19 protein-coding genes are annotated in these 24518 nt (G+C 70.4%); 10 read left to right on the forward strand and 9 right to left on the reverse strand.

Translation table 11 applies throughout. From position 1 onward, the window contains the following. Positions 1 to 284 precede the first annotated feature (284 nt). A complete protein-coding gene (locus ABZ319_RS22065; RefSeq protein ID WP_354988333.1) occupies positions 285 to 1886 on the forward strand; it encodes a DUF4185 domain-containing protein in 1602 nt (533 codons plus the stop codon). An 85-nt stretch (positions 1887 to 1971) separates the two neighbouring features. On the opposite strand, the gene ABZ319_RS22070 is transcribed toward ABZ319_RS22065, so the two are convergent. From ABZ319_RS22070 to ABZ319_RS22080, 3 genes are all read right to left on the reverse strand, one after another. After that, a complete protein-coding gene (locus tag ABZ319_RS22070) occupies positions 1972 to 2838 on the reverse strand; it encodes a biotin-dependent carboxyltransferase family protein (RefSeq protein ID WP_354988334.1) in 867 nt (288 codons plus the stop codon). Beyond that, entirely contained in the window at positions 2835 to 3653 is an 819-nt protein-coding gene (locus ABZ319_RS22075) for a carboxyltransferase domain-containing protein (protein WP_354988335.1), read from the reverse strand. Before ABZ319_RS22075 ends, ABZ319_RS22070 begins: the two co-directional genes overlap by 4 nt. Before the next feature lie 169 nt (positions 3654 to 3822). Next, positions 3823 to 4575 (reverse strand): 5-oxoprolinase subunit PxpA, encoded by a 753-nt coding sequence (locus tag ABZ319_RS22080; protein ID WP_354988336.1) that lies wholly within the window; start codon positions 4573 to 4575, stop codon positions 3823 to 3825. 161 nt (positions 4576 to 4736) lie between these two features. Here ABZ319_RS22080 and ABZ319_RS22085 point away from each other — a divergent pair, with 161 nt between their 5' ends. Then, entirely contained in the window at positions 4737 to 5564 is an 828-nt protein-coding gene (locus ABZ319_RS22085; protein ID WP_354988337.1) for a hypothetical protein, read from the forward strand. A 32-nt stretch (positions 5565 to 5596) separates the two neighbouring features. Here the strand turns inward: ABZ319_RS22085 and ABZ319_RS22090 are convergent, their stop codons facing one another. After that, the gene (locus ABZ319_RS22090; RefSeq protein ID WP_354988338.1) at positions 5597 to 7027 is read right to left on the reverse strand and encodes a CCA tRNA nucleotidyltransferase; all 1431 of its coding nucleotides are present in this window, start codon (positions 7025 to 7027) and stop codon (positions 5597 to 5599) included. 160 nt (positions 7028 to 7187) lie between these two features. Here ABZ319_RS22090 and ABZ319_RS22095 point away from each other — a divergent pair, with 160 nt between their 5' ends. The 8 genes from ABZ319_RS22095 (at position 7188) to ABZ319_RS22130 (ending at position 19482) form a co-directional block, all read left to right on the forward strand. Then, positions 7188 to 7724 (forward strand): NUDIX hydrolase, encoded by a 537-nt coding sequence (locus tag ABZ319_RS22095; RefSeq protein ID WP_354988339.1) that lies wholly within the window; start codon positions 7188 to 7190, stop codon positions 7722 to 7724. Continuing rightward, positions 7721 to 10264, forward strand: a complete 2544-nt coding sequence (locus ABZ319_RS22100; RefSeq protein ID WP_354988340.1) for a DUF6049 family protein — start codon at positions 7721 to 7723, stop codon at positions 10262 to 10264. Before ABZ319_RS22095 ends, ABZ319_RS22100 begins: the two co-directional genes overlap by 4 nt. A gap of 301 nt (positions 10265 to 10565) precedes the next feature. Further along, positions 10566 to 14690 (forward strand): murein biosynthesis integral membrane protein MurJ, encoded by a 4125-nt coding sequence (gene murJ / locus ABZ319_RS22105; RefSeq protein WP_354988341.1) that lies wholly within the window; start codon positions 10566 to 10568, stop codon positions 14688 to 14690. Between the two features lie 355 nt (positions 14691 to 15045). Beyond that, positions 15046 to 15588 carry an RNA polymerase sigma factor SigM gene (gene sigM, locus ABZ319_RS22110; RefSeq protein WP_354988364.1) on the forward strand — a complete coding sequence of 181 codons (543 nt, stop codon included), beginning with the start codon at positions 15046 to 15048 and terminating at the stop codon, positions 15586 to 15588. 42 nt (positions 15589 to 15630) lie between these two features. Then, positions 15631 to 16572 (forward strand): hypothetical protein, encoded by a 942-nt coding sequence (locus ABZ319_RS22115; RefSeq protein WP_354988342.1) that lies wholly within the window; start codon positions 15631 to 15633, stop codon positions 16570 to 16572. A 151-nt stretch (positions 16573 to 16723) separates the two neighbouring features. Then, positions 16724 to 17707 (forward strand): thioredoxin-disulfide reductase, encoded by a 984-nt coding sequence (trxB, locus tag ABZ319_RS22120; protein WP_354988343.1) that lies wholly within the window; start codon positions 16724 to 16726, stop codon positions 17705 to 17707. A 10-nt stretch (positions 17708 to 17717) separates the two neighbouring features. Beyond that, the gene (trxA, locus tag ABZ319_RS22125) at positions 17718 to 18056 is read left to right on the forward strand and encodes a thioredoxin (RefSeq protein WP_354988344.1); all 339 of its coding nucleotides are present in this window, start codon (positions 17718 to 17720) and stop codon (positions 18054 to 18056) included. Between the two features lie 229 nt (positions 18057 to 18285). Continuing rightward, positions 18286 to 19482 carry an N-acetylmuramoyl-L-alanine amidase gene (locus tag ABZ319_RS22130; protein ID WP_354988345.1) on the forward strand — a complete coding sequence of 399 codons (1197 nt, stop codon included), beginning with the start codon at positions 18286 to 18288 and terminating at the stop codon, positions 19480 to 19482. Positions 19483 to 19587: 105 nt separating this feature from the next. Here ABZ319_RS22130 and ABZ319_RS22135 read toward each other — a convergent pair whose 3' ends face one another. From ABZ319_RS22135 to rsmG, 5 genes are all read right to left on the reverse strand, one after another. Then, the gene (locus ABZ319_RS22135; RefSeq protein WP_354988346.1) at positions 19588 to 20316 is read right to left on the reverse strand and encodes a GNAT family N-acetyltransferase; all 729 of its coding nucleotides are present in this window, start codon (positions 20314 to 20316) and stop codon (positions 19588 to 19590) included. Positions 20317 to 20542: 226 nt separating this feature from the next. Further along, positions 20543 to 21577, reverse strand: coding sequence for a ParB/RepB/Spo0J family partition protein (locus tag ABZ319_RS22140; RefSeq protein ID WP_354988347.1), 1035 nt, complete (start codon positions 21575 to 21577; stop codon positions 20543 to 20545). A 49-nt stretch (positions 21578 to 21626) separates the two neighbouring features. Further along, on the reverse strand, positions 21627 to 22646 hold the full coding sequence (locus ABZ319_RS22145; RefSeq protein ID WP_354988348.1) for a ParA family protein: 1020 nt from the start codon (positions 22644 to 22646) through the stop codon (positions 21627 to 21629). Between the two features lie 497 nt (positions 22647 to 23143). Continuing rightward, the gene (locus tag ABZ319_RS22150; RefSeq protein ID WP_354988349.1) at positions 23144 to 23569 is read right to left on the reverse strand and encodes a hypothetical protein; all 426 of its coding nucleotides are present in this window, start codon (positions 23567 to 23569) and stop codon (positions 23144 to 23146) included. Positions 23570 to 23796: 227 nt separating this feature from the next. Next, positions 23797 to 24498, reverse strand: coding sequence for a 16S rRNA (guanine(527)-N(7))-methyltransferase RsmG (rsmG, locus tag ABZ319_RS22155; protein WP_354988350.1), 702 nt, complete (start codon positions 24496 to 24498; stop codon positions 23797 to 23799). Positions 24499 to 24518: the final 20 nt, after the last annotated feature.

Consider the following 24518-nt stretch of genomic DNA (forward strand, 5'->3'; position numbering starts at 1 on the left):
GACGGTTGCGGCGGGCGGTCGTCGGGCGGTCGCGTTCATCGGGCGATCGCCTTCGCCGGCGCTTGTCAGGCAATCGCGTTCGCCGGCGCTCGTCGGGCGATCGCCTCGCGTGTTCGCCGGGCGGTCGCCCCGCGTGTCCCACGGCCGGTCGTCCGGCGTGTTCGTCTCGGCTCGATCACAACCGGCCGACAACGTGTTCCACCCGGCGCGGGCTCCGCGAACCGGCGGCTACCGTGGGAGCGAATCGCTCTCGGTGCACGTCCGGACGAGGAGAAGTACGCCGTATGGGATTTCGACCCGGTTCGCGCTCGGAAATCCCGGCGGCGCTGCTGTGCACGGGCGTACTGACCGTGGGCACGTTGCTGCTGCCCGCGGCCCCGGCCCAGGCGCGCAGTCACCCGTGGGCGCCGCCGCCGGTGAACAGCTGCGGCGAAACCGGATTCGATCCGCTGCGCCGCGACCCCGAGCCCGGGGCGCCCGTGCCGCCGCCCCCGCCGCCGGACCCCACCATCCGAATCCAGTACCCGCTACCGGAATTGGTGCCGGTGCCGATGCCGGGGCCGCTCCCCGACAACACGCGCATCGACCCGGCGCCGCTGCCCGCCGATCCGTGTGTGAACCCCTGCCCGGACATTCGCGACAACAAACCGCCGCCGCCCGACCCGGAACCCGGACTCGCGCCGGGCGTCCCGGACGCGCCGCCCGCCAACGGCGGCTCGTCGGGGAGCGGACCGCTGCCGCAGCTGCCGCGCCTGGAATTCCAGCCCGACATCGAACCCATTCCCGTTCCGGTGCCGGGCGGACAAGCGCCCGAACCGCAACCCCTTCCGCCCGCCGCGGTGCAGCCGCCGGAGTTCGCGCGGGCCGTCGCGCCGCTGCCGCTGCCCGCCGTCGAATCGGTCGAACTGGTCCAGCAGGTCACCGGGCGCGGATCCGAGAATCGCACCGATATGCGCTGGTCCGTGGACGGCACCGACCTGGGGCTCATGTGGGAGCACCGGCCGGGGGAGGTCGCGGTGGTCTTCGGCGACACCTTCGGCAAAGGATGGGAGCCGCCGGGCGCCGGCACCGGGGACCAGGACTGGCGCAGCAACGTCATCGCCTACAGCACCGATCGCGACCTGAGCGACGGACTCGCGCTGGACACCTTCGTCCAGGACAGCCGCTGCCACGCCGCCGAGATCCTGGACGCGCGGCGGCTGAAGAACCTCGAGGTCACCACCATTCCGACCTCCGGCTTCAGCGTCGGCGACCGGCAGTACCTGAGCTACATGTCGGTCGCCCGGTGGGGTATGCCCGGCATGTGGTGGACCGGGCACGGCGGCCTCGCCTGGTCCGACGACCACGGGCGCACCTGGACCAAATCGCAGTGGGCGCGCTGGGAGAACTTCTTCGGGCTCGGCCGATTCCAGGTGGTGGCCATGGTGCCGCGCGGCGACTGGGTCTACATGTTCGGCACGCCCAACGGGCGCATGGGCACGGTCGGGCTCGCCCGGGCGCCCGCCGACCAGGTGCTGAACAAGACCGCCTACCAGTACTGGATCGGCGACACCTGGACCGCCGCCGCCGGACCCAACGAATTGCTCGCCACCCCACTGGTTTCCGGCACCGCCAGCGAGCTCTCGGTGCACTACGACCCCGGCAGCGGGCGCTGGCGCATGGTCTACCTCGACCTGCAGCGGAACCAGATCGTGCTGCGCACCGCCGCCGAACCCCAGGGCGCGTGGACCGAACCGGTCCCGCTCGCCGACCTCGACGACTATCCCTCCGCGTACGGGGGGTTCATCCACCCGTGGTCCACGGCCACCGACCTGTACTTCATGATGTCGGCCTGGGACAGCTACAACGTGTATCTGATGCGGGCGCGGCTGCGGCCGGAGGAGTGAGTCCCGGCCCGCGCCCGGGACTTTGTGCGACGCGGCCGGTTTCGCACGGTGCCGGGGCGCGCGTGTGCGGGGGGCGGCGCCGGGGTCAGTAGTAGGGGAGGAAGCGTAGGGGCTGGCCCGGGCGGGCCTGGGCGACGGCGTCCACGTCGGCGGCGAGCACCACGGCGATCACCGGGTAGCCGCCGGTGATGGGGTGGTCGGCGAGGAAGACGACCGGCTGGCCGCTCGGGGGGACCTGGACCGAGCCCAGAGCCATACCCTCGGTGGGCAATTCGCCGGATATCGCGCGTTCCAGGGCGGGGCCGGTGCGGCGGTCCAGGCGCGCGCCGATGCGGTCGGTGTCCGAGGAGACCGACCAGTCACCGCGGAAGAGCGCGGCCGGGTCGGCGAACCAGTCCGCGCGCGGACCCGGAATCGCCCGAACGGTGACGCGCCCCGCCGGGGGCGGAGCCACCGGGGCAACGTCGACGACCGGATACTCGCGCGGCGGCGCGCCGATCGGCAGGATGTCGCCCGCCCGCAACGGTTCCGGGCCGAGGCCGGACAGCGTGTCGCGACTGCGCGAACCGAGCACCGCGTCCACCGCGAGCCCGCCGCGCACCGCGACATAGCTGCGCAATCCCGCTGTCGCCCAGCCCAGCCGGAGCCGCTGCCCCTCCTCCAGCCGCAGCACGCTGGCCGCACCCACCGGACGCCCGTCGACCGTCGCGGGCGCGGCCGCCCCGGTCACCGCGACGGTGAGATGCCGCTCGGCGACCACCTCCAGCCCGCCCAGCAACACCTCGATCCCCGCCGCCCCCTCGGGATTTCCCACCAGCCGGTTGGCCAGCCGCAACGACCCCCGGTCCGCCGCCCCCGCGACCCCGACCCCGGAGTCGAACCACCCCGGCCGCCCGAGATCCTGCACGGTGGCCAGCGGCCCGACCTTCTCGACCCGCAGTCCCGCGCTCATCGCCCCGCCTCGATATCGACGAACCGGACGCGCGTACCCGCGCGGACGAGGGCGGGCGGGTCTTGATCCACGTGAAACATCACGGCCTCCGTCGTGCCGATGAGCTGCCAGCCGCCGGGACTGCGCCGGGGATAGACCGCGCTGTAGCCGCCGGCCAGCGCCACCGCACCCGCCGGGATGGCGGTGCGCGCGCGGTCCCGGCGGGGGACCGACAGGCGGCTGTCGGCGGACTCGAGATAGCCGAAGCCGGGGGCGAATCCCGCGAAGGCGCACCGCCATTCGACCCCGGTGTGCTGGGCGATCACCTCGGCCTCGGTGATACCCAGGAGCCGCGCCACGGCGGGCAGGTCCTCGCCGTCGTAGCGCACCGGGATGACTACCGGCTCGGCGTCCGCGCCGTCGGCCGCTCGTGTTCGGCCACCCCGCAGCGGCGAATCGGCCTCCTCCGCAGCCGAATCCGCGGCCCTCGGACCGAAGTCGGCCGCCGGGGGAGTGCGGTCGCCGGTGCCGAGTGCACGCGCTCGCCCGGTGTTGGCACGCCCGCCCGCACCCGCGACCGCCGACACCCGGGCCTCGGCGTCCAGACCGCGCAGCAGGGCGTCCAGTCGGCGGCGGACCGATTCCACGGCGGCGGGGGAGACGAGGGTGACCAGCACGGTCTCGGCGGCCGGCAGGACGTCTTGAACCCCCGCCGGGCGCGGGCGCAACGCGGCGACCAGGTCGGCCACCATCGATCGCACGGGTGGGATCACCAGCAACGCGCTGTCGCCCGCGCGGCGGATCTCGCCCGCCTGCTCGGCATCCGAATCGCTCATGGCGTGCTCATTCCCGTGCGTGCGACCGGACGATCGAGCCGCCGAGCCTTCGTCGCCGAAACACCCACGACATCGCCGGGCGCCTCCGGCCGCGACTGCGGGTCCGGCGCGAGAGGGGAGGGGTGGGACGGCGTCGGGGGTGTGGAGTAGGCGCTCACGGCGCACCTCCTCAGGTGAAGGGCCGGACCGGGATCCGGGACTCGTCGAGGGCGGTGCGGATCCGGCGGGCCATCTCCACCGCGGCGGGGGTGTCGCCGTGAACGCAGATGCTGGCGGCCTCGACCGCGACCGTGTCGCCGTCGACGGTGACCGCCTTGCCGTCGCGGGCGATCGACAGGGCCTGGGCCAGGGCCGCATCGGGGGTCAGGACCGCACCGGGCTGGGAGCGGGGAGCCAGGAGGCCGTCGGGGGTGTAGGCGCGGTCGGCGAATCCCTCACCGAGAAAACGAGTTCCCGCGGCGTCGGCCGCGAAAGCCATCTCGGTGTTCGCCGGGCCCAGCAGGGCCAGGTCGGGATCGAACTCGCGCATCGCCGCCACGATCGCGTCCGCGAGCGCTCGATCGGCGGCGGCCGCGTGATAGAGCGCGCCGTGCGGTTTCACGTAGCGCACGCGCTCCCCGGCCGCCCGCGCGAACGCGTCCAGACTGCCCAGCTGATACAGGGTTTCGTCGCGCAGCTCGGCCGGAGCCACCGCCATCGCCCGGCGGCCGAAGCCCGCCGGATCGCGGTAGGCGATGTGCGCGCCGATCCGCACCCCGCGCGCCGCGGCCAGCGCACAGGTGCGGCGCATGATCACCGGATCCCCGGCGTGGAAACCGCAGGCGATGTTCGCGCTGGTGACGACCTCCAGCATGGCGGCGTCGTCGCCCATCCGGTACGCGCCGAACCCCTCACCCAGGTCGCTGTTCAGATCCACGCTCATCCGGCCTCCCAGCAATTCGTCCTCGGGTCGCAGCTCCGATTGTGAAGGGGGGCGCGGCCCCGGACAAGAAAAGGGGTGCGGGCGGGGTGCGCCCGGGTGTGTCCTGAGTCACCGCGCGGGCCCTGGCGTGCGGACGAGTGACCAGTACGCTCGAAGCAGTCATGGCCACGTATTTCGATCCGAAGGCCTGGTCCCCGCTCCGCGCGGTAGACCTGGGCCTGGACCTGGGGAAACGCCTGTTCGACCAGACGTGGGTCGACCAGTGGACCACCTTCACCACCGCCTGGATCGACCCGGTCACCGACTTCGGGGTCGGCACCGTCACCGCCCTCATGCCCGATGTGCTCATGACCCTGCTCTCGGAGGGCATCCTGAGCCGCTTCGGCGGGCAGGAGGCCAGGGCCACCTTCATGGGCAACGAGCTGCGGGCCACCCTGCACACGCTCAAGGTGCGCCGCCGGGGCGCGCATTTCCAGACCAAAACCGTTGTGACCGGCATGTATTGGGACCGGCACCGCATCGAGGAACTCACCGTCATCGCGCACGGGGTCCGGCTGGTGCCGGGCGTGCCGACCACGGTGCGGGCCGCGCAACTCGACGTCTCCGGCGTCATCACCATCGCGGCCCTGCTGGAGTGGATCAATTCCTGGCAACAGGACTGGACGGTCGAACCCGCCGGCGACGGCCTGGTGCTGGCCACCCACCGGCGCAAACGCGTGCGCGCGCTCATCGAGGCGCACATCGCCGACAACGTCCTGAACATCACCGTGCAGCGCGCGCACTGGCTCGGCGTGCGCGCACCCCGCCGCTGGACGCGACTCAAACCGATTCCGCTGTCGGAACTGCCCAATCAGGCACGGATCACCAGCGCGCACCGCGACGGCGACCACATCCACTTCGCCGCCGACCTGCCCGGCATCACCGGCTCGTTCGACCTCGCGCAGATCCGCTCGGCGATCGTCGCGGGCAGCACGCTGATCGTGTTCTGAGCCCCGGGCCCTCGAACCCGGGGTCCCCGCGCCTATTTCGCGCTCTGCCACCACTCCAGCAACGCCGCCTCCGCCTCGTCCCGCGGCAGCGGCCCGCGATCCAGGCGCAATTCCTTGAGGAACTTCCACGCCCTGCCCACATCGGGCCCCGGCTGAATGCCGAGCAGCTCCATGATGGCGTTGCCGTCCAGATCCGGGCGCACCCGCGCCAGATCCTCCTGCTCGGCCAGCTTCTCGATCCGCACTTCCAGATCGTCGTAGGTGGAACTGAGCAGCGCGGCCCGGCGCTTGTTACGGGTCGTGCAGTCCGCGCGCACCAATTTGTGCAGGCGCGGCAGCAGTTCCGCGCCGTCGGTGACGTAGCGGCGCACCGCGGAATCGGTCCACTGGCCCTTGCCGTAGCCGTGGAACCGCAGGTGCAGGTACACCAGCCGCGCCACGTCCTCGGTGAACTGCTTGGGATACTTCAAGGCGCGCATGCGCTTTCGCACCATCTTCGCGCCCACCACCTCGTGATGGTGGAAGCTCACCCCGCCGCCCGACTCGTTCTTCTTGGTGGGCGGCTTGCCGATGTCGTGCAGCAGCGCGGCCCAGCGCAGCACCAGGTCCGGATCGCCCTGCTCCTGATCGATGGCCTGGCGCAACACCGTCAGCGAATGCTGGTAGACGTCCTTGTGCTGGTGGTGCTCGTCGATCTCCAGCTGCATGGCGGGCACCTCGGGCAGCACCTGCGCGGCCAGCCCGGTCTCGACCATGATGTCGATGCCCTCGGTCGGATGCGCGCCGCCGATGAGCTTGTCCAGCTCCGCGCGCACCCGCTCGGCGGTGATGCGCTCCAGCTCCGGGGCCATGGCCACGATCGCCGCGTGCACCCGCGGCGCGAGCTCGAAGCCCAGCTGGGACACGAACCGCGCGGCGCGCAGCATGCGCAGCGGATCGTCTTGGAACGAATCCTCCGGCAGCGCGGGCGTATCCAGCACCCCGGCCAGCAGGTCCGCCATCCCGTCCAGCGGGTCCACGAACTCCAGTTCGCCGAGCCCGCCGATGCGCACCGCCATCGCGTTGACCCGGAAGTCGCGGCGCACCAGATCGCCCTCGAGGCTGTCGCCGAAGGTCACCTCCGGATTGCGCGAGACGCGGTCGTAGTTCTCGCTGCGAAAGGTCGTGATCTCGAGCTGCTGCCCGTCCTTGGCCAGGCTCACCGTGCCGAAGGCCAGACCGCCGGTGTCCCACAGGTGATCGGCCCACCCGCGCACGATGTCCTGCACCGCCTCGGGCCGGGCGTCGGTGGTGAAGTCCAGGTCGGTGCCGAGCCGCCCGAGCACCGCGTCGCGCACCGTGCCACCCACCAGATAGAGCTGATGACCGTGCGCCGCGAACATCTCCCCCAGCGGGGTCAGTACATCGGAGAGCCGGCCCACGGTGATCGCCGCCGAGGCCAGCAATCGGGTACGGCGATCCACGCTTGCTTCCTCGGACTGCTGCGAAACCACGAAAACGCAGCTTACGGGAATCGCGTCCGGCCGCCGCTCCCGGACGCGTGACAAGCGTCCGGAAGGGCACGGGACGACGGGGCGGTCGCGGTGAAGCGGTGATTAGAGGCCGTCCCGCTAGACTGACGCAGTGTCTCCGGCCGATCGCGCGAACAGTCGACGCCGCCAGCCCCGGCGCCGTGGTTCGGCCGGTAGTGCGGCGAAACCTCGCATGCGCACGGTCCGGGAGACCTCGGCCGGTGGACTCGTGGTCGACGGCCTCGACGGCCCGAGCGAGAAGCGTTGCGCGGCACTGATCGGACGCACCGACCGGCGCGGCCGGCTGCTCTGGTCCCTGCCCAAGGGACACATCGAAGAAGGCGAAACCGCTGAACAGACGGCGATTCGCGAAGTCGCCGAGGAAACCGGCATCAACGGCAGCGTGGTCGCCGAACTGGGCAGCATCGACTACTGGTTCGTGACCGAGGGCCGCCGGGTACACAAGACCGTGCACCATTACCTGATGCGATCCCTCGGCGGCGAACTCTCCGACGCCGACGTGGAGGTCACCAAGGTGGCCTGGGTTCCCTTGAGCGAATTGGACTCCCGTCTCGCCTACGCCGACGAACGGCGCCTGGCCGAGGTCGCGAACCGGCTGATCGACCGGATGGAGAACGGCAGACAATGACGTGTGCGGGGTCCGGGGGGCCTGAGCAAGACACCGCGGCGGCACACCCGACTCGACCGAGAACGCTGCACCGCTGGATTCTGTCGTTCGCCGCGGTACTGCTGTCCGTCCTGGTGGCGTGCCCGCCGTTCGCGACGGCACAACCGACGGGCAACGGTTCCGGCGCGCCGAGCGGACCGAAATTCCTGAAGCTGTCCCTGGATTCGGTCACGCCCACGGCGATCACCGCCGCCAGTGATCCGTACTTCGTCGTCTCGGGCACCGTCACCAATATCGGTGACCGCCCGGTCGACGACGTCAGCGTGCGCGTACAGCGCGCCGCGCCCGTGAACAGCCCCAGTGGGCTGCGCACCGCGCTGCGCCTGGACCAGATCAACTACGACGTCGCCGGTGAATTCCAGGACGTCGCAGAGCAATTGACGCCCGGCCAGCGGAAACAGTTCAGCCTCACCGTCGCCCTGCGCGCCGGGGCCGAAACGCCGAGCGACATCTCCGCGCTCGACATCACCGCGCCCGGGGTCTACCCGCTGCTGCTGAACGTGAACGGCGAACCCGCGTACGGCGGGCAGGCCCGGCTCGACGACGCGCGCTTCCTGCTGCCCGTGCTCGGCGTGCCCGCCGCCACCGATCCCAAGAATCCGGCGCCGGCGGTTCCGCCGGCCGTGGACGCGCCGCCGGTCGCCACCACCTTCATCTGGCCGCTGGCCGACCGCCCGCGCCTGGTCGCCGGCCGCCCCGGCTCGCCCGAGGCGGGCCAGGCGCTGCTCACCGACGACGACCTGGCCGCCTCGCTGACCTCCGGCGGCCGCCTCGATCAGTTGCTCTCCGCCCTCGAGACCGCGCTCACGCCGGACGCCGGTCGAGACCGCAACCTGCGGAACGCGCTGTGCCTGGCGGTCGACCCGGACCTGCTGCTCACCGTCACCGATATGACCGACGGCTACCGGGTGCTGGCCAGTCCGTCGGACCCGGACGGGTCCACCCGATCCGGCGGCGGCGCGAGCGCGGCCAAGTCCTGGCTGGACCGGCTGCGCACACTGGCGCCCGGCCTGTGCGTGGTCGCGCTGCCGTTCGCGCAGGTCGACCCCACCGCGCTGGCCGCCACCGGCGATGTCACCCTCGCCGAACGCGCGCTGAACGAACCGGCCAATCTGGTCGATTCGATCCTGTCGGTGAAATCCGTGCGCGGGGTCGCGCTGCCGGACGCGGGCAGCATCGACACCGAGGCCGCCGGACTGTTCGCGCAGCACGGATTCACCACCGCGGTCCTGGCCGACAACGCCGTCACCAACGGCACCGTGCGCCCGGAGATCACCACCGTCAAGAGCCCGGACGCGACCCTGGAACCGGTGAACCCCGACATCGTGCGGCTGGCGAGCGTGCCGCTGCCCGCCACCGGAACGACCCCGCCCGCCACACCGGAACTGCGCGCCGCGACCTTCGACATCTGGGCCGCCACCGCGCTGGCCGCGGTCGGGTCGCATCCGCCGACCCCGCCGTTCACGCCGGACCAGGTCCGCTACGACGTCACCAACGACTCCCGCGCGGCGCGCCTGCAGGACGCACTCGGCGCACTGTCCTGGTCCGCGCTGAATCCGCAGCCGGGACAACCCCGTTCGGCCCTGCTCATGCCGCCGCAGCAGTGGGGGCCCAACCGCGACGAGGCGGGCGCGCTGCTCGGCCAGGTCAACGAACTGCTGCGCGCCGGCCTCGCCACCCCGCGCTCGTTCACGGACCTGCTGGCCCAGCCCCCCGACCCGCAGCCCTTCGAACTCGACTACCTCGCCGCGGCCGCCGAGGAAGCGGTGCCCACGCACTTCGCCGAACCGGTTCGCCAGCAGGCGCATCGGCTCACCGAGCTGATGAGCGCCCTGGTCGACGTCCCGCAGCAGGAACTGAGCCCGCGCGCCTTCCTGACCCCGCTGCGCGACGACCTGATCCGCGCGCTCACGCTGTCGGATCGCCGCGCCGGGGGCGCCCAGGCCGACATCAACGCACAGCGCCGCGTCGATCAGACCACCCGCTGCGTGGACGACCTGTTCGTGTCGGTGACCGTGCTGCCGCCCGGCGGCGTCTACACCCTGGCCTCGGAACAGAGCCCGCTGCTGCTGGTGGCCCGCAACGACCTGCCCGTGGCGATCCGCGTCGAGTTCCGGATCGACGCGCCCGCCGACACCACCATCTCCGACATCGGCGAACAGCAGCTGCCCGCCAAGGGCACCCGCTCGTTCCAGATACCGACCGAAGTCTCCGAGAGCCGGAGTCTGAAGATTCCGATCGCCCTCACCACGCCGGACGGCGTGCCGCTGGGCGACGAGGTCAAGGTTTCGGTGCGCTCCAACGCCTACGGTCAGGTGTTGGCGATCATCACCGCCGCCGCCGGCGCGCTACTGCTCCTGCTCGCCGGACGCCGGCTCTGGCACCGCTTCCGCGGGCAGTCGGATCCGGCCGACGAGGGTTTCGACGCGGAGACCCGGCGCCGGGTGAACCGATTCCGGCGGGCGCGCAAGCGCGAGTTACACAAGCAGGAGGCGCGGTGAGCCCGCTCAGGAAAGAGGAGGCACGGTGAGCGAATACGGCGACGGACCGCGTTCCTCCGGCCGGCCCGAGGACGGACCACCCCCCGCCCGCCGGACGCCCTCCGCGCCGTGGGAGCGGGGCGCTCCGCCGCGGCGTGAGCCACCGCGACCCGCGCCGCCGGGATCCGGTCCCGGCGGCCGCGGCGCGCTGCCGCCCCGGATCCCGGGGAATCCGCCCGGGGCGCCCGGTCGCCCGCAACCGGGTCAACCGTCCGGTCCACCACGCGAACGCGGCCCCCGGCCCGCCGAGGACGGACCCGTCATGCAGCGGCCCGCGATGCCGCAGCGGCCCGCGCCGCCGAAACCGCCACCGGGCCGATCGAACCCGCCGACCCAGCCGCCCCGCGGCGACCGGCCGCCCGCGCCCGGCCGAGCACCCGCGCGGCCCGCGCCCAACCCCGACGACCGCTATCACTGGGGCCACCGCGACGCCGGCCCGAACCGGCCCGCGGGCGGACCCGGCCCGCAGCGCTACCCGACGCCGCCGCTGTCGAATCCGCAACAGCGTCAGCCGCTTCCGCGCAGCATGCCCGCCACCCGCGGCGGACCGCCCACCAGAGATCAGCCCGCGGCCGTCGAGAAACGGGACAACTCCAACGCGAAACTGGTCCGGGACTCCGGATCCATCGCCATCGCGACGCTGATGAGCCGGATCACCGGATTCGGCAAACAGCTCATGCTGCTCACCGTGCTCGGCCCGTCGATCGCCTCGGCCTTCGGCGTCGCCAACACCCTGCCCGCCATGATCTCCGAACTGCTGCTCGGCGCGGTACTCACCGCGATCGTGGTGCCCACGCTGGTACGGGCCGAGAAGGAGGACCCGGACGGCGGCGCGGCCTTCGTCCGCAGGCTCTTCACCACCGCGTTCACAGTGCTCGGCGCCGGCATGCTGCTGGCGCTGCTGCTGACCCCCCTGTTCACGCCGCTGCTCGTCCCGCACGACGGCAAGGTCGACACCGGGCTCACGACCGCCTTCACCTACCTCGTGCTGCCCGCCATCCTGCTGTACGGCATGTCGGCGCTGCTGATGGCGATCCTCAACACCCACCAGGTGTTCCGGCCCGGCGCGTGGGCGCCGGTACTGAACAACGTCGTGGTGCTCACGGTGCTGGTCCTGTACTGGCTCACCCCGGGCGAGATCACCCTGAATCCCACGAAGATGAGCGATCCGAAGCTGCTGCTGCTCGGCATCGGCGCCACCCTCGGTGTGGTCGTGCAGGTCGCCGTGCTGCTGCCGGCGATCCGGCGCGAGGGCATCGACCTGCGTCCACTGTGGGGGATGGACCCGCGGCTCAAGCGGTTCGCCGCCATGGGCGCCGCGATCATCCTGTACGTCCTGATCAGCCAGCTGGGCTGGATGGTCGCCACCCGGGTCCTCGCCCAGGTCGACGCGGCCGGTCCCGCCATCTACCAATTCGCCTGGCTGCTACTGCAATTGCCGTACGGCGTCATCGGCGTGACACTGCTGACCGCGATCATGCCGCGCCTCTCGCGCAACGCCGCGGCCGACGACACGCCCGCCGTGGTCGACGATCTCGGCACCGCCACCCGGCTCACCATGATCGCGCTGGTCCCCATCGTCACGTTCTTCACGCTGGCCGGACCGCAGATCGGCAGCGCGCTGCTGTCCTACGGCAAGTTCGGCGCCGGCGATGCCGAACGCCTCGGCGAGGCCGTGGCCTGGTCCGCGTTCACGCTGATTCCCTACGCGCTGGTCCTGATCCACCTGCGCGTGTTCTACGCCCGGGAGCAGGCGTGGACCCCGACCTGGATCATCCTCGGCATCGTCGCGGTGAAGGTCGTGCTCTCGGTCCTGTCCCCGCTCGTGGTGGACGACGAGCACGTGGTCATCGCACTCGGCGTGGCCAACGGCCTGGGCTTCGTCGCCGGCGCGATCATCGGCGGCTGGCTGCTGCACCGCAGTCTCGGCGATCTGCGCATGGCCAATGTCGGGCACACCATCACCCGGGTGGTGCTGGCCTCGGCGGCCGGCGGCGCGGTCATGCTGATCGCCGACAAGGTCATCGGCCTGCACCGGCTCTCGGACTCGTTCGGCGGCATCGGCTCGGTGGTCCGGGTCGCGCTGACCGCGATCATCATGTTCGGCGTGACCTTCGGGCTCATGCGCCTGGCGGGCATTCCGGAGATCGTGGCCATCACCGTGGCCGTGTCCCGCCGCCTCGGCATCACCCCGCCCGCACCGGATCTCGACCTCGACGGCACCCCGCTCGAGGATATCCACGAGACCTCGCTGATCCCGCGGCCCGATCTGCGCGCCGCGCCGTACTACTACCGCTTCGATCCGTACCTCGACGCGCAGACGATGGTGCTGCCGGTCATCCGTCCGGAGGCGGTTGAACCCACCGTCAAGCACGAGTTCCCGTACCCTGTTCGGCAGACGAGCGCAAGCGCCGGATCCGGCGTTCCGGCAGACTCGAACCGGAAGCCGGACAACGCCCGCACGACATGGGACGATGCTGTCCGTATGTCGCAGGACGGCGGTGCCCGTACGACATCGGATGCCGGTGGCCCGGTTCCGGCCCCGACATATCGTGCTTCGACACACCAGGGCGAAGGAGGAGCGAGGGTGAGCGACGACGCGGCGGGCGGTACCCCGGCCGCTGAATCTTCAGCGGGCGGCGGGCTCTCCACAGATGTCCCTCCGAACCCGGGCGACACGAGTGGATCCCCGGGCGGCAAAGCCGGTTCCGCATCCAGAGGCAGCGAACGCGGCCCCCGGATCGAACCGGAAGAAGCGCCCGAACAGACCGGCGCGGGCCCCGAAACCGGTGTCTACGAAGCGGTTTCCCCACTCATGCCGCCCATGCGGGTCGAATCGACCGGCAAGCGGGTGCAGCGCGGTCCCAAGCTCATGCCCGGCGCCTCGGTGGCCGGTGGCCGCTATCGGCTGCTGGCCGGGCACGGCGGCGCGCGCGGACTGAAGTTCTGGCAGGCCCTGGACGTGAAGCTGGACCGCGAGGTCGCGCTCACCTTCGTCGACGCCGACCAGACCGCCTCGGAGAACTCCGGGCACGACGGTCCGCAGGCGATCCTGTCCCGCACCCTGCGCCTGGGCCGGATCAACTCGCCCGGCCTGGCCCGCGTCCTGGACGTGGTGCGCGGCTCCTCCGGCGGCATCGTGGTCGCGGAATGGACGCCCGGTCGCTCCCTCAAGGAGATGGCCGACACCGTGCCGTCACCGATAGGAGCCGCCCGGGCCATTCGCGCCCTCGCCGCGGCGGCCGAAATGGCGCACCGCGGCGGCGGATCGCTGTCCATCGATCACCCGGACCGGGTGCGCATCAGCGCCACCGGTGACGCGGTGCTGGCCTTCCCCGGCACCCTGGGCGATTCGGACGCGCAGTCCGACGTGCGCGGGCTGGGCGCCATGCTCTACGCGCTCATCACCGCGCACTGGCCGATTCGCACCGGTGGCGTCACCGGCACCGCGGCCACCATGGGCGGACTGCCGCTGGCCGATTTCGGGCCGGACGGAACCCCGGTGGAGCCCAGGCAGATTCGGCCCGAGGTGCCCTTCGAGATCTCCGCCGTCGCGGTGCGCTCGCTGGAGTCCAACAAGGGCGTGCGCACCGCGGCCACGGTCCAGCACGTGCTGGAACAGGCCTCGGTGGTGGATCAGAAGACCGATCTGATCCCGGTGCTGCGCCTGGGCCAGCGGCCGCCGTCCGCGCCGGACGAATCGCTGGCCGATCCCGAGCTGCTGGCGGCCGAGAAGGAACGCTCGCAGCGCATGATGTGGATCCTGGTCGGGCTCGGCGTGCTCGCCGCGCTGGTGGTCGGCGTGATCATCTGGTGGCTGCTCAGCGTGTTCGCGCCGGGCAGCTCGTCCGAGCCGCTCAACGAGCAGCGCAACATCGGCCTGACCACGTCCGCCGCGGCGCCGGCCGCCCCGGGCGCGCCGTCGTCCCCGGCCGAGGCGGCGGCGGGCGTGCCGGTGCCGGTCACCGGCGCGATGGTGTTCTCCCCGGAGGGCACCCCGGACAATCCGGGCGGCGTCGGCGCGGTGCTCGACAACAACGGCGCGACCCAGTGGCGCACCGACGCGTACTTCCAGCAGTTCCCGGCCCTGAAGAAGGGGCTGGGGGTGCTGGCGACGCTGGGCAGCCCGAGCAAGCTGACCAAGGTCATCATCGAATCGCCCTCGGCCGGAACGCAGGTCGAGATCCGGACCTCGCCCACCGCCTCGCCCACGCTCGATCAGACCCAGCTGATCGGGTCGGCGACGCTCGGCGACGGTCTCACCGAGATCCCGGTCAAGGCGGATCAGCCCGCGCGCTACGTCCTGATCTGGATCACCGCGCTGGGCAGCAACGGCGGCCAGCACCAGACCTCGATCTCCGAGGTTCGCTTCGAGGCTGCCCCGTAGGACGAGCTCGATCCGCGCCGCGCACCGCCTGTGCGCGCCGCGCGATCGGGCCGATCGGCACGAACTGTCCCATTCGCCCGGAATGGGGGTGCGAGCTGGGCTTTTACCGCGCGAACCACCGCTGCCGAATCGGCATCCTCGATACGATCTCGAGTACTCACCGGCAGGGGAGATCCCGTCCGCCCGGCTCGTCCGATCCGGCCGGCGGGAAGCCGACCTAGGTGGCACACGGCCGGCCGTGGAGGTCGTGGCCACCCCCTTGGGGGTTGCATTGTCTGCTGCGCACCACTACGGGCACGACGGGTCCGGGGCTCGCACCCCGTACACCGGCACGGCCGTCCGGGCCCGCCCCCGCGTGACCGAAGCCTCCGACCACGATCTGCTCAGCGCACACGCCACCGGCGAACGGCACGCCTTCGCCGAGCTGATGCGCCGGCACCGCGACCATCTCTGGCAGACCGCGCTACGCGCCTCCTACACGCGCGAGGACGCCGCGGATTCGCTACAGGACGCCCTGCTGTCCGCGCACCGCGGCGCGGCCGCCTTCCGCGGGGAGTCCGAAGTGCGCAGCTGGCTGCATCGCATAGTCGTCAACGCGTGCCTCGATCGGATACGTCGCAACAAGCTGCGGCACACGGTACCGTTGTCCGACGAGTCGCTAGCCGAACCCCTTTATGCCCGCGACGATTTCGCGAATCTGGAGACCGCGCTGGTCGTCGACGCCGCACTCTTCCTGCTGCCCGCCGATCAGCGCACCGCCCTGGTCGCCGTGGAGCTGGAGGGCTATTCGGTCGCGGACGCCGCCGCACTCCTCGGCGTTCCCCCCGGAACGATCAAGAGTCGCTGCGCGCGCGGCCGGCGGCGACTCGAAGCACACCTGAACTCGATCGACACCTGACTTTCCGCCGAATTCCCACACCCGGGTCCTTCTGGAGGGGCGATGAACGACAAGGCCGAGCACGTCGGCACGGGACATATCGGAACGGGGGCCGGGACCATACCCCGCCCGCCCTTCAGTACCGAGCTCCTGGCCGACCTGCACGCCGGGAACCTGCCCGAGCATCTGGCCGACCAACTCTGGCCCGCGGTCCACCGCGATCCGGACGCCGCACGCTATCTGCGCTCACTGGACGCGGTGAACACCCGCCTGCGCGATCTCGGGCGGGACGACTACCTGCTGCACCCCATGCCCGACGAGGTGACCGACCGCCTGGAACGCATGATCGACGACCTGTCCGCCGCGGTCCCGCCCCGGCCCGTCGCCACCGTGCACCGGCTCCCGATGCGGCACCGGCCCGCCGGTGCGGCCGAATCCGCACCGCCCACGACGCCCAGCACCGCGCCCATCCCGGTCCTGAACGGCTCGGGCATCTACGACACCGGCAGGCTGGACCCGCGCGAACTCGGCGACGCACCACCGGAACCCGAGACCGACGAGGACTTCGATCCGCAGGCCGGGCGCAGCACCGGGCGCCCGTCCCGGCGCTGGCGCTGGCTCACCACGGCGGCGGCCGCCACGGCGCTGCTGGCCGGCGGGGTGGTGGCCGTGGACGCGGTCCGCACCCGCGACACCGGCGGCACCGCCGTCCCGATCGCCGAAACCCGCCTGGCCGCCGACACGCCGCCGACGGTCATGCTCGGCGCCATGGGCAGGCACGAGCTCAGCGGCCCGCTCGCCGTCGGCACCGCCTTCCCCGACTGCCTGCGCGCCGCCGGGCTCGATCGCCCGGTCCTGGGCGCACGCAGCGTGGTGTTCGGGGGCGAACAGGCGGTCCTGGTCCTGCTGGCCGGAACACCCGCCCCGCGGATCACCGCGGTCGTGCTGGCCGCGGACTGCGCGGCGGGCGCCGCACGGGTGCTGGCCACCACCGATATCGGCTGAGACTCGAACCGGGGACGCACCCAGCGTCATTCCTCTTTGGAATGTCCAGGGTGCGTCCCCGGCCCGTACCCCCCGAGCAACGGGAACAACAGCGTTTACGCTGTTGTTGACCGACACGCCTGACACCCGAAAAACTGCCTCGGAGGATCCTTTGAGTACCGCTGTTCGCGACCTGATCATCGTCGGTTCCGGACCGGCCGGATACACCGCGGCCGTCTACGCCGCCCGCGCGGAACTCCAGCCCCTGCTGTTCGAAGGCACCCAGTTCGGCGGCGCCCTGATGACCACCACCGAGGTCGAGAACTTCCCCGGCTTCCGCGACGGCATCATGGGCCCCGACCTCATGGAGGAGATGCGCGAGCAGGCCAAGCGGTTCGGCGCCGACATCCGCACCGAGGACGTGGACGAGCTCGACCTGACCGGCCGCATCAAGAAGGTCACCGTCGGCGGCGAGGTATACGAGGCGTACGCGGTGATCCTGGCCATGGGCTCGGCCGCCCGCTACCTCGGCGTCCCCGGCGAACAGCAGCTGCTCGGCCGCGGCGTCAGCGCCTGCGCCACCTGCGACGGCTTCTTCTTCAAGGGCCAGGACATCGTCGTGGTCGGCGGCGGCGACTCCGCCATGGAAGAGGCGACCTTCCTCACCAAGTTCGCGTCCAGCGTGACCATCATCCACCGCCGCGAAGAGTTCCGGGCCTCGCGCATCATGCTCGAGCGCGCCAAGTCCAACGAGAAGATCCGCTTCCTGCTGAACTCCGAAGTCGCGCAGGTGCACGGTGATTCGGCCGTCACCAGCCTGACCATCCGCGACACCCGCACCGGGGAGACCTCCGAACTGGCCGCCACCGGCCTGTTCGTGGCCATCGGCCACGACCCGCGCAGCGAGCTCGTGGTCGGCCAGGTCGACCTGGACGGCGAAGGCTACGTACAGGTTCAGGGCCAGTCCACCTACACCTCGCTGCCCGGCGTCTTCGCCGCGGGCGACCTGGTCGACCACACCTACCGCCAGGCCATCACCGCCGCGGGCACCGGCTGCCGCTCGGCCATCGACGCCGAACGCTGGCTGGCCGAGCAGGGCGACATCACCAGCAACACTCTCGAGCACGCCGGTCAGCCGGTGGAAGTCACCAACTAAGGAGCGATCCATGTCCGACGCCAAGACCACCGCCACGAAGACCGTCACCGACGCCACCTTCGCCCAGGACGTGCTGGCCAGCGACAAGCCGGTACTGGTCGACTTCTGGGCGACCTGGTGCGGTCCGTGCAAGATGGTCGCCCCGGTGCTGGAGGAGATCGCCGCCGCGCACGCCGACGCCCTGACCATCGCCAAGGTGGACGCGGACGCGAATCCGGAGGCCGCCAAGGACTACGGGATTCTGTCGTTGCCTACCATGGTCCTGTTCCAAGGGGGCAAGGAAGTCAAGCGGATCGTCGGCGCGAAGGGCAAGGCCGCCCTGCTGCGTGAACTCGAAGGCGTCATCTGACACCCGAGTTCGGGCGCACTCTGTAGGATTTCGACGCCGCGGCGTCCGCGATGGACCGTGAGCTCCGGCTTGCGGTCCGGTTCGCGGGGGTCACGGTAGGATGCCTGCACTCGACAGTTGCCGAAATCTGGTCCGGGTCTGAGACAATCGACCGACGCTCCGGTCGTGCGTGGTGTAAACCTCTGCACGAGTGGGTACCCGGGTTGGCGGAAGGAAAGGGCTCTTACGCATGCACCGACTTCGTCACGGCGATACTGGACCAGCCGTAGCTGAGGTTCGGAGCACCCTCGCAAGCCTCGGGTTCCTGCACGCGCACCCCAACGGCGATCCCGGCGGCCGCAACGGTGAGTACTGGAAGGATTCCGACGCGACCTTCGACCACGATCTCGACTCGGCGGTTCGCGCGTTCCAGCAGCATCGCGGTCTGCTCGTGGACGGCGTGGTCGGACCGGCCACCTACCGGGCCCTGAAAGAGGCGTCCTACCGGCTCGGCGCCCGCACCCTGATCTATCAGCTGTCCGCCCCGCTGTACGGCGACGACGTCGCCACCCTGCAGCGCCGCCTGCAGGACCTCGGCTTCTACGTGGGCCGGGTGGACGGCTTCTTCGGCCCGCACACGCACGAGGGCCTCACCTCCTTCCAGCGCGAGATCGGCCTGGCCTCGGACGGCATCTGCGGTCCGGACACGCTGCGCTCGCTCGATCTGCTGGGCGCCCGGGTCACCGGCGGCAACCCGCATCGCATCGCCGAGGAAGAGGTCGTGCACCGGGCCGGGCCGCAGCTCACCGGCAAGCGCATCGTCATCGATCCGGGCCTGGGCGGGCCGGACAAGGGCTCGGCCGTCCCCACCGAATTCGGCGACGTCTACGAGTCGGAGATCCTGTGGGATCTGGCCAGCCGGCTCGAAGGCCGCATGGCCGCAACCGGAATGGAGACCTTCCTGTCCCGGCCGTGGGGCGCCAATCCCACGGACGCCGATCGCGCGGAAACCTCCAACACGTTCGACGCCGACCTCATGATCTCGCTGCGCTGCGCGGGCAACCCGAGCACCTCCGCGAGCGGCGTCGCCAGCTTCCACTTCGGCAACTCGCACGGTTCCACGTCGATGATCGGCCAGGTGCTGGCCGGCTTCATCCAGCGCGAGATAGTGGCGCGAACCTCGTTGCAGGACTGCCGAACCCACGCGCGCACCTGGGATCTGCTGCGGCTCACCAAGATGCCGACGGTTCAGGTCGACATCGGTTATCTGACAAACGATTACGACTCCTCGGTGCTGACGAACCCGCGCATGCGCGACGTCATCGCCGAAGCCATCCTGATCTCGGTGAAGCGGCTCTACCTGCTCGGGCAGGACGATCAGCCCACCGGCACCTACACCTTCGCCGAACTGCTCGCCGAGGAACTGGCTGCGGCCGACCGCATCTGAGCCCCCTGCTCACCGCCGCCGAGCGGCCCCCGGCTCACCGCCCACGACGAAACCCCGCCTCCGGATCACTCGGGAGAGCGGGGTTTCCTCGTGCGGGACAGTCTCTTACAGGGTGACGAGCCGATTCGGCATGGTCATCGCCGCGGCCGCGAGCAGCTGATCCAGCGCGCGCTCCACGTCTTCCTTCCACAGGTGATCGCTGTCCAGTTCCAAGCGCAGGCGCGGGAACCGGTGATGCGCCGCGACCACCTTGAAGCCGACCTCCTCCAGGAAATCGGCGTCGATCATGCACGTCTCCGGCGCACACCCGGCCGCGGCCGGGGGATTGGCCGCGCGCGACGGCGTCGGAGCTATGCGTTCGAGCAGGGTCATCGAACCGAAGCGATCCGACATCGCCGTGGCCGGCGGATCCCAGCGCAGGCCGAACGCCTCGATGGCCCGCACACCACGACGCACCAGATCGCCCACCACGGCCTGAATGAGCTGCTGGGCTACTCCGTTGTGCTGATAGGGCATTTCGGCCCGCAGCGTGGTCAGCAGGACCGCGTCCGGGCTCACGGGGGAGGTGGGGAACAATCCGGCGCGCGGCACCCGGTTCGGCGGGGCGTAGATCGCGCACCCGGCGGGCTTGTCGTCGACCAGTGCGACCTGCCCGCAGGAACCCCACTCCAGCAGCACGGAAGAGAGCCAGGCCTCCTTCTCGAAGACCGGGTCACTGAATTCCCGGGAGTCCGCGGCCACCGCCGGATCGATCTCCCAGAACACACACCGCCGGGCGTGTGCCGGAAGTTTGTCGAGTCCGCCGAGGGTTAGTGCGGTAACGCTGGTCGACACCGCTCTGCTCAGCCTCCAGCTGTCTGATTCATCCACACTCACGCCGCATCAATATCCGCTCGCCAGCAAGAATAAGCGATCAAAGCAACACGCCTCTCCGGGCCTCTGTTCAGGGGTGCTGAACGCCTGCGTCACAGTGACGTTTCCTCCCCGACCCGGTGGGTGGGGGCCCGAACCTCCGATTTTCCACACTTTCGGAGCCCGGGGACGGAGCCCCTGAGACCGCTCAGCTCTTCGCTTGCTCCATCAGGCTGACGATGCGTTCGAGGTCGTCCACGGAACCGAACTCGACAGTGATCTTGCCCTTGCGCTTTCCGAGAATCACGGTGACCCGAGTATCGAAGGATTCCGACAATCGCTCCGCTACATCCTGCAGGCCCGGCATCTGGATCGGCTTACGCTTGACACTCGGGGGAGTGGCAGCGGAATCGGGTTCCCGATTGGCCAGGGTGACGGCCTCCTCGGTCGCCCGCACCGACATGCCCTCGGCGACGATGCGCGCGGCCAGCGCCTCCTGCGCCTCGGCTCCACCCTCCAGTGCCAGCAGTGCGCGGGCGTGCCCGGCGGACAGCACGCCGGCCGCGACCCGGCGCTGGACCGGAATCGGAAGTTTCAGCAGGCGAATCATATTCGTCACGACCGGTCGGGAGCGGCCGATTCGCGAAGCCAGTTCATCATGGGTGACGCCGAATTCCTCGAGCAGCTGCTGATAGGCAGCCGCCTCTTCGAGCGGATTCAACTGCACCCGATGAATGTTCTCCAGCAACGCGTCCCGCAGCAGCGACTCGTCCGCGGTCTCGCGCACGATCGCCGGGATCGCGCCCAGCCCCGCTTCCTGGCCGGCCCGCCACCGCCGCTCGCCCATGATGAGCTGATACTTCGGCGTCGCCCCGAATTCGACCTGCCGCACCACGATGGGCTGCATGAGGCCGAACTCCTTGATGGAGTGCACCAGTTCGGCGAGCGCCTCGTCCTCGAAGACCTGACGCGGCTGCTTCGGATTCGGGACGATCTGCTCGGGCGGAATCTCCCGATAGGTCGCACCGGCGTCCGCACCCGCGAGACCGTCCGCGCTCTCGACCACGTCCACCGGATCCGGAACCCGGTGCAGGAAGGCCGAAGCCGGCTGCGGCCCGGTCGGATCCAGCCCGATGACCACGTTGGCGGCGGCACTGCCCAGACCGCCCGGTGTCGCCGTGGGCCCGGTCGGGATCAGCGCGGCGAGACCGCGTCCCAGTCCACCTTTCTTCGCCTGACTCATCGGTCTACTGACCCCTTTCCTTCATCACCCACCGGATCGAACTCATCTACTACACACCAGCATCGGGCACGGCGGACGATGCGGCGGGCTGCGCCGCGCGGGAAGCCATTTCGCGACCCGCGTCGAGGTAGCTCATCGCGCCGCGCGAACCGGGATCGTAGTCGAGCACCGTCATGCCGTAGCCCGGCGCTTCGGAGACCTTCACACTGCGCGGGATGACCGAGCGCAGCACCGCGTCACCGAAGTGGCCGCGCACCTCCTCGGCCACCTGATCGGCGAGCTTGGTGCGGCCGTCGTACATGGTGAGAACGACCGTGGAGACGTGCAATTCGGGGTTCAGATGGGCCTGCACCAGACCGATGTTGCGGAGCAGCTGACCCACGCCTTCGAGCGCGTAGTACTCGCACTGGATCGGGATCAGCACCTCCTTCGCGGCGACCATGGCGTTCACCGTGAGCAGGCCGAGCGAGGGCGGGCAGTCGATCATGACGTAGTCGATGTCGTACCCGGCGAGGTTCGCCTCCTGGATGGCGGACTTCAGGCGGTTCTCGCGGGCGACCATGGAGACGAGTTCGATTTCGGCGCCGGCCAGATCGATGGTGGCCGGAATGCACAGCAGCCGTTCGCTGTGCGGGCTCTGCTGAATGGCGTCCTTCACCGAGCACTCGCCGATGAGTAGCTCGTAGCTCGACGGAATGCCGGAGTGGTGCGGGATGCCGAGCGCGGTGCTGGCGTTGCCCTGCGGATCGAGATCAACCACCAGCACGCGCATCCCCTGCATGGCGAGCGCGGCGGCCAGATTGACGGTCGTGGTGGTCTTGCCCACGCCGCCTTTCTGATTGGCGATGGTGATGACCCGCTGTTCCCGCGGCCGCGGCACGGTGTTCGCGCCGTTGGGGTGCAGCACCTGGCTGGCGCGGGACGCTTCCGCGGCGATGGGGGTTTCGGTGGGGGAGATGTTGCCGAAGGGCGTGCGGCTGAACTCTTCTGCATCGAAGGATCCGGTGTCGAGCATGCCGGGTACTCGGGACGTTGTTTCCCGTGAAACATTCGCCGGACCGTTGGACATACAGGCTCCTAACCCCGAGAACTCAAAGACACGTGGCCGAGCTGGCGCATTCCATCACTACCGCCGCACCTGGCTACCTCGACGACAGACCTACTACGAAGGCCAGCGGGCATGACGCGACGTTGCGTTGTCACCGAGAAGGTGCGAGGTGCGCGACGATCGATACCCATTCCGAAGCCGTTCCCAGCTGACGCCGCAGCCGATTTCGAGCCGCTGCCGGGCATCGCAGTCTGCGCTCACGCTCGACGAGGACTAGCTTGCCAGTACCGGACACAATACGGAAGTTGAACGGCAACTATGCGCACCCGACACGCACAACGCGCGCGAATCTCGAGTGCGCGCCGTGGTTTCCCGTGAAACATCGCGCTCCCGGAGCTCCGGCCGCATCGCTTGCCGACCGAAACGATGCGGGCGCGGAGGCCAGTGCCTCCGCGCCCGCATCGGGTGGATTGGATTGCCGCGCCGGATGAACCGCTACGGCCGCGCCGGATGAACCGCTACTTGGCGGACAGACTGCTCAGCAGTCCGGCGAGCGGGTTGCTGCCGGAGGAGCCGGTGCCCCCGCCCGGGGTGGTGGGCTTGTTCGTCACAGTGACGGTGACGGTCTTGCTGCTGATGATCTCCTGGGTCGCCTTCAGCTCGTGGCTGCCCGTGGTGCTCGGGGTCCAGGAAATGGTGGCGACGCCGTTGCTGACATTCGCCTTGCCGATCTCGGTGCCGTTGTCGCTGAAGGTCACCGGGAAGAGGAACGAGGTGGCGGTGACATCCGCGGTGATGGTGTACGCGGTGCCGACGTACAGGGTCGAGTCCGAAACGCTGATGCCCTGAACGAGCGCGTTCGCTTGGGGCGCCGCGACGAGCGCCGCGGTCGCCAGTGCGCCGAGCAGTCCAACGCCGAGTCCAGATCGCCGTGCAGTCTTCATGTGTGTGCTCCTGTGCTCCGAACCCCACTGCCATGTGGGTCATCGGGACAGTACCGACGCGCACGACGCCGCACAGCTATTTTGAAGGACCAATCTTTCAAAATAATCCGTCCCGCGGAAAACGGCGGGAAAAGACGATAGCGACGCCCACTCACCACGCAACGAACGCATCGGCCCCGGGCCGGATGACGACGCTCGCGCCACGTGACGATACGTGGGCGCGACTCCTACTTACCGGATCGACGACGCCGCTCGGCCCGGGGGAGGCGCTCGGCGCTGATCACCATCGTGGGCGTCTCCAGCACGCCGACCCCGAGTTCGATCACCTCCGCGCGACCCGCGCCCGCCTTGGTGAGCTCGTCCCGATCGCGTTCCAACTCCTCGACCGCGCTGATCCCCTTGAGCGCCAGCATCCGGCCGTGGTCGCGAACCAGCGGCATGGACCAGCCCGCGAGTTTGGCCAGCGGGGCGACCGCGCGCGAGGTGACCACATCGGCGCCGCCGGCTTCCTTCTTCACCCCGGGCTGTTCGGCGCGGCCGCGGACCACGGTCACGTCCAGTCCGGCCGACTCGATGAACTCGGCCAGAAAGACCGTGCGGCGCAACAGCGGTTCCACGAGGGTGATGCGCAGATCCGGTCGCGCGATGGCGAGCGGGATGCCGGGCAGGCCCGCGCCGCTGCCGATGTCGACGACCGTCGAGCCCTGGGGGATGAGTTCACCGATCACCGCGCAATTGAGAATGTGGCGATCCCACAGCCGGGGTACCTCACGCGGTCCGATCAGTCCCCGTTCGACGCCCGCGCCCGCGAGCGCGGCGTAGTATCGCCGGGCCAGATCCAGCCGGTCGCCGAAGACCACCGCCGCCGAGGCGGGCGGTTCGACGAGAGCCGAAGCGGTCACTTCGGTGTCAGGTTCCACGTGAAACATCCTTCTGTGGGGGAGCGGTC

The sequence above is a fragment of the Nocardia sp. NPDC005978 genome (assembly GCF_040614455.1).
Taxonomy (GTDB): domain Bacteria; phylum Actinomycetota; class Actinomycetes; order Mycobacteriales; family Mycobacteriaceae; genus Nocardia.

Excerpts from the sequence above, each read along its gene's own strand:
- ABZ319_RS22130 (WP_354988345.1), top strand. The coding sequence starts at position 18,286 with ATGCACCGACTTCGTCACGGCGATACTGGACCAGCCGTAGCTGAGGTT.
- murJ (WP_354988341.1), top strand. The coding sequence starts at position 10,566 with ATGCAGCGGCCCGCGATGCCGCAGCGGCCCGCGCCGCCGAAACCGCCA.
- ABZ319_RS22085 (WP_354988337.1), top strand. The coding sequence starts at position 4,737 with ATGGCCACGTATTTCGATCCGAAGGCCTGGTCCCCGCTCCGCGCGGTA.
- ABZ319_RS22115 (WP_354988342.1), top strand. The coding sequence starts at position 15,631 with ATGAACGACAAGGCCGAGCACGTCGGCACGGGACATATCGGAACGGGG.
- ABZ319_RS22145 (WP_354988348.1), bottom strand. The coding sequence starts at position 22,646 with ATGTCCAACGGTCCGGCGAATGTTTCACGGGAAACAACGTCCCGAGTA.
- ABZ319_RS22080 (WP_354988336.1), bottom strand. The coding sequence starts at position 4,575 with ATGAGCGTGGATCTGAACAGCGACCTGGGTGAGGGGTTCGGCGCGTAC.
- ABZ319_RS22070 (WP_354988334.1), bottom strand. The coding sequence starts at position 2,838 with ATGAGCGCGGGACTGCGGGTCGAGAAGGTCGGGCCGCTGGCCACCGTG.
- ABZ319_RS22150 (WP_354988349.1), bottom strand. The coding sequence starts at position 23,569 with ATGAAGACTGCACGGCGATCTGGACTCGGCGTTGGACTGCTCGGCGCA.
- ABZ319_RS22100 (WP_354988340.1), top strand. The coding sequence starts at position 7,721 with ATGACGTGTGCGGGGTCCGGGGGGCCTGAGCAAGACACCGCGGCGGCA.
- rsmG (WP_354988350.1), bottom strand. The coding sequence starts at position 24,498 with ATGTTTCACGTGGAACCTGACACCGAAGTGACCGCTTCGGCTCTCGTC.
- ABZ319_RS22065 (WP_354988333.1), top strand. The coding sequence starts at position 285 with ATGGGATTTCGACCCGGTTCGCGCTCGGAAATCCCGGCGGCGCTGCTG.
- trxA (WP_354988344.1), top strand. The coding sequence starts at position 17,718 with ATGTCCGACGCCAAGACCACCGCCACGAAGACCGTCACCGACGCCACC.
- ABZ319_RS22075 (WP_354988335.1), bottom strand. The coding sequence starts at position 3,653 with ATGAGCGATTCGGATGCCGAGCAGGCGGGCGAGATCCGCCGCGCGGGC.
- ABZ319_RS22140 (WP_354988347.1), bottom strand. The coding sequence starts at position 21,577 with ATGAGTCAGGCGAAGAAAGGTGGACTGGGACGCGGTCTCGCCGCGCTG.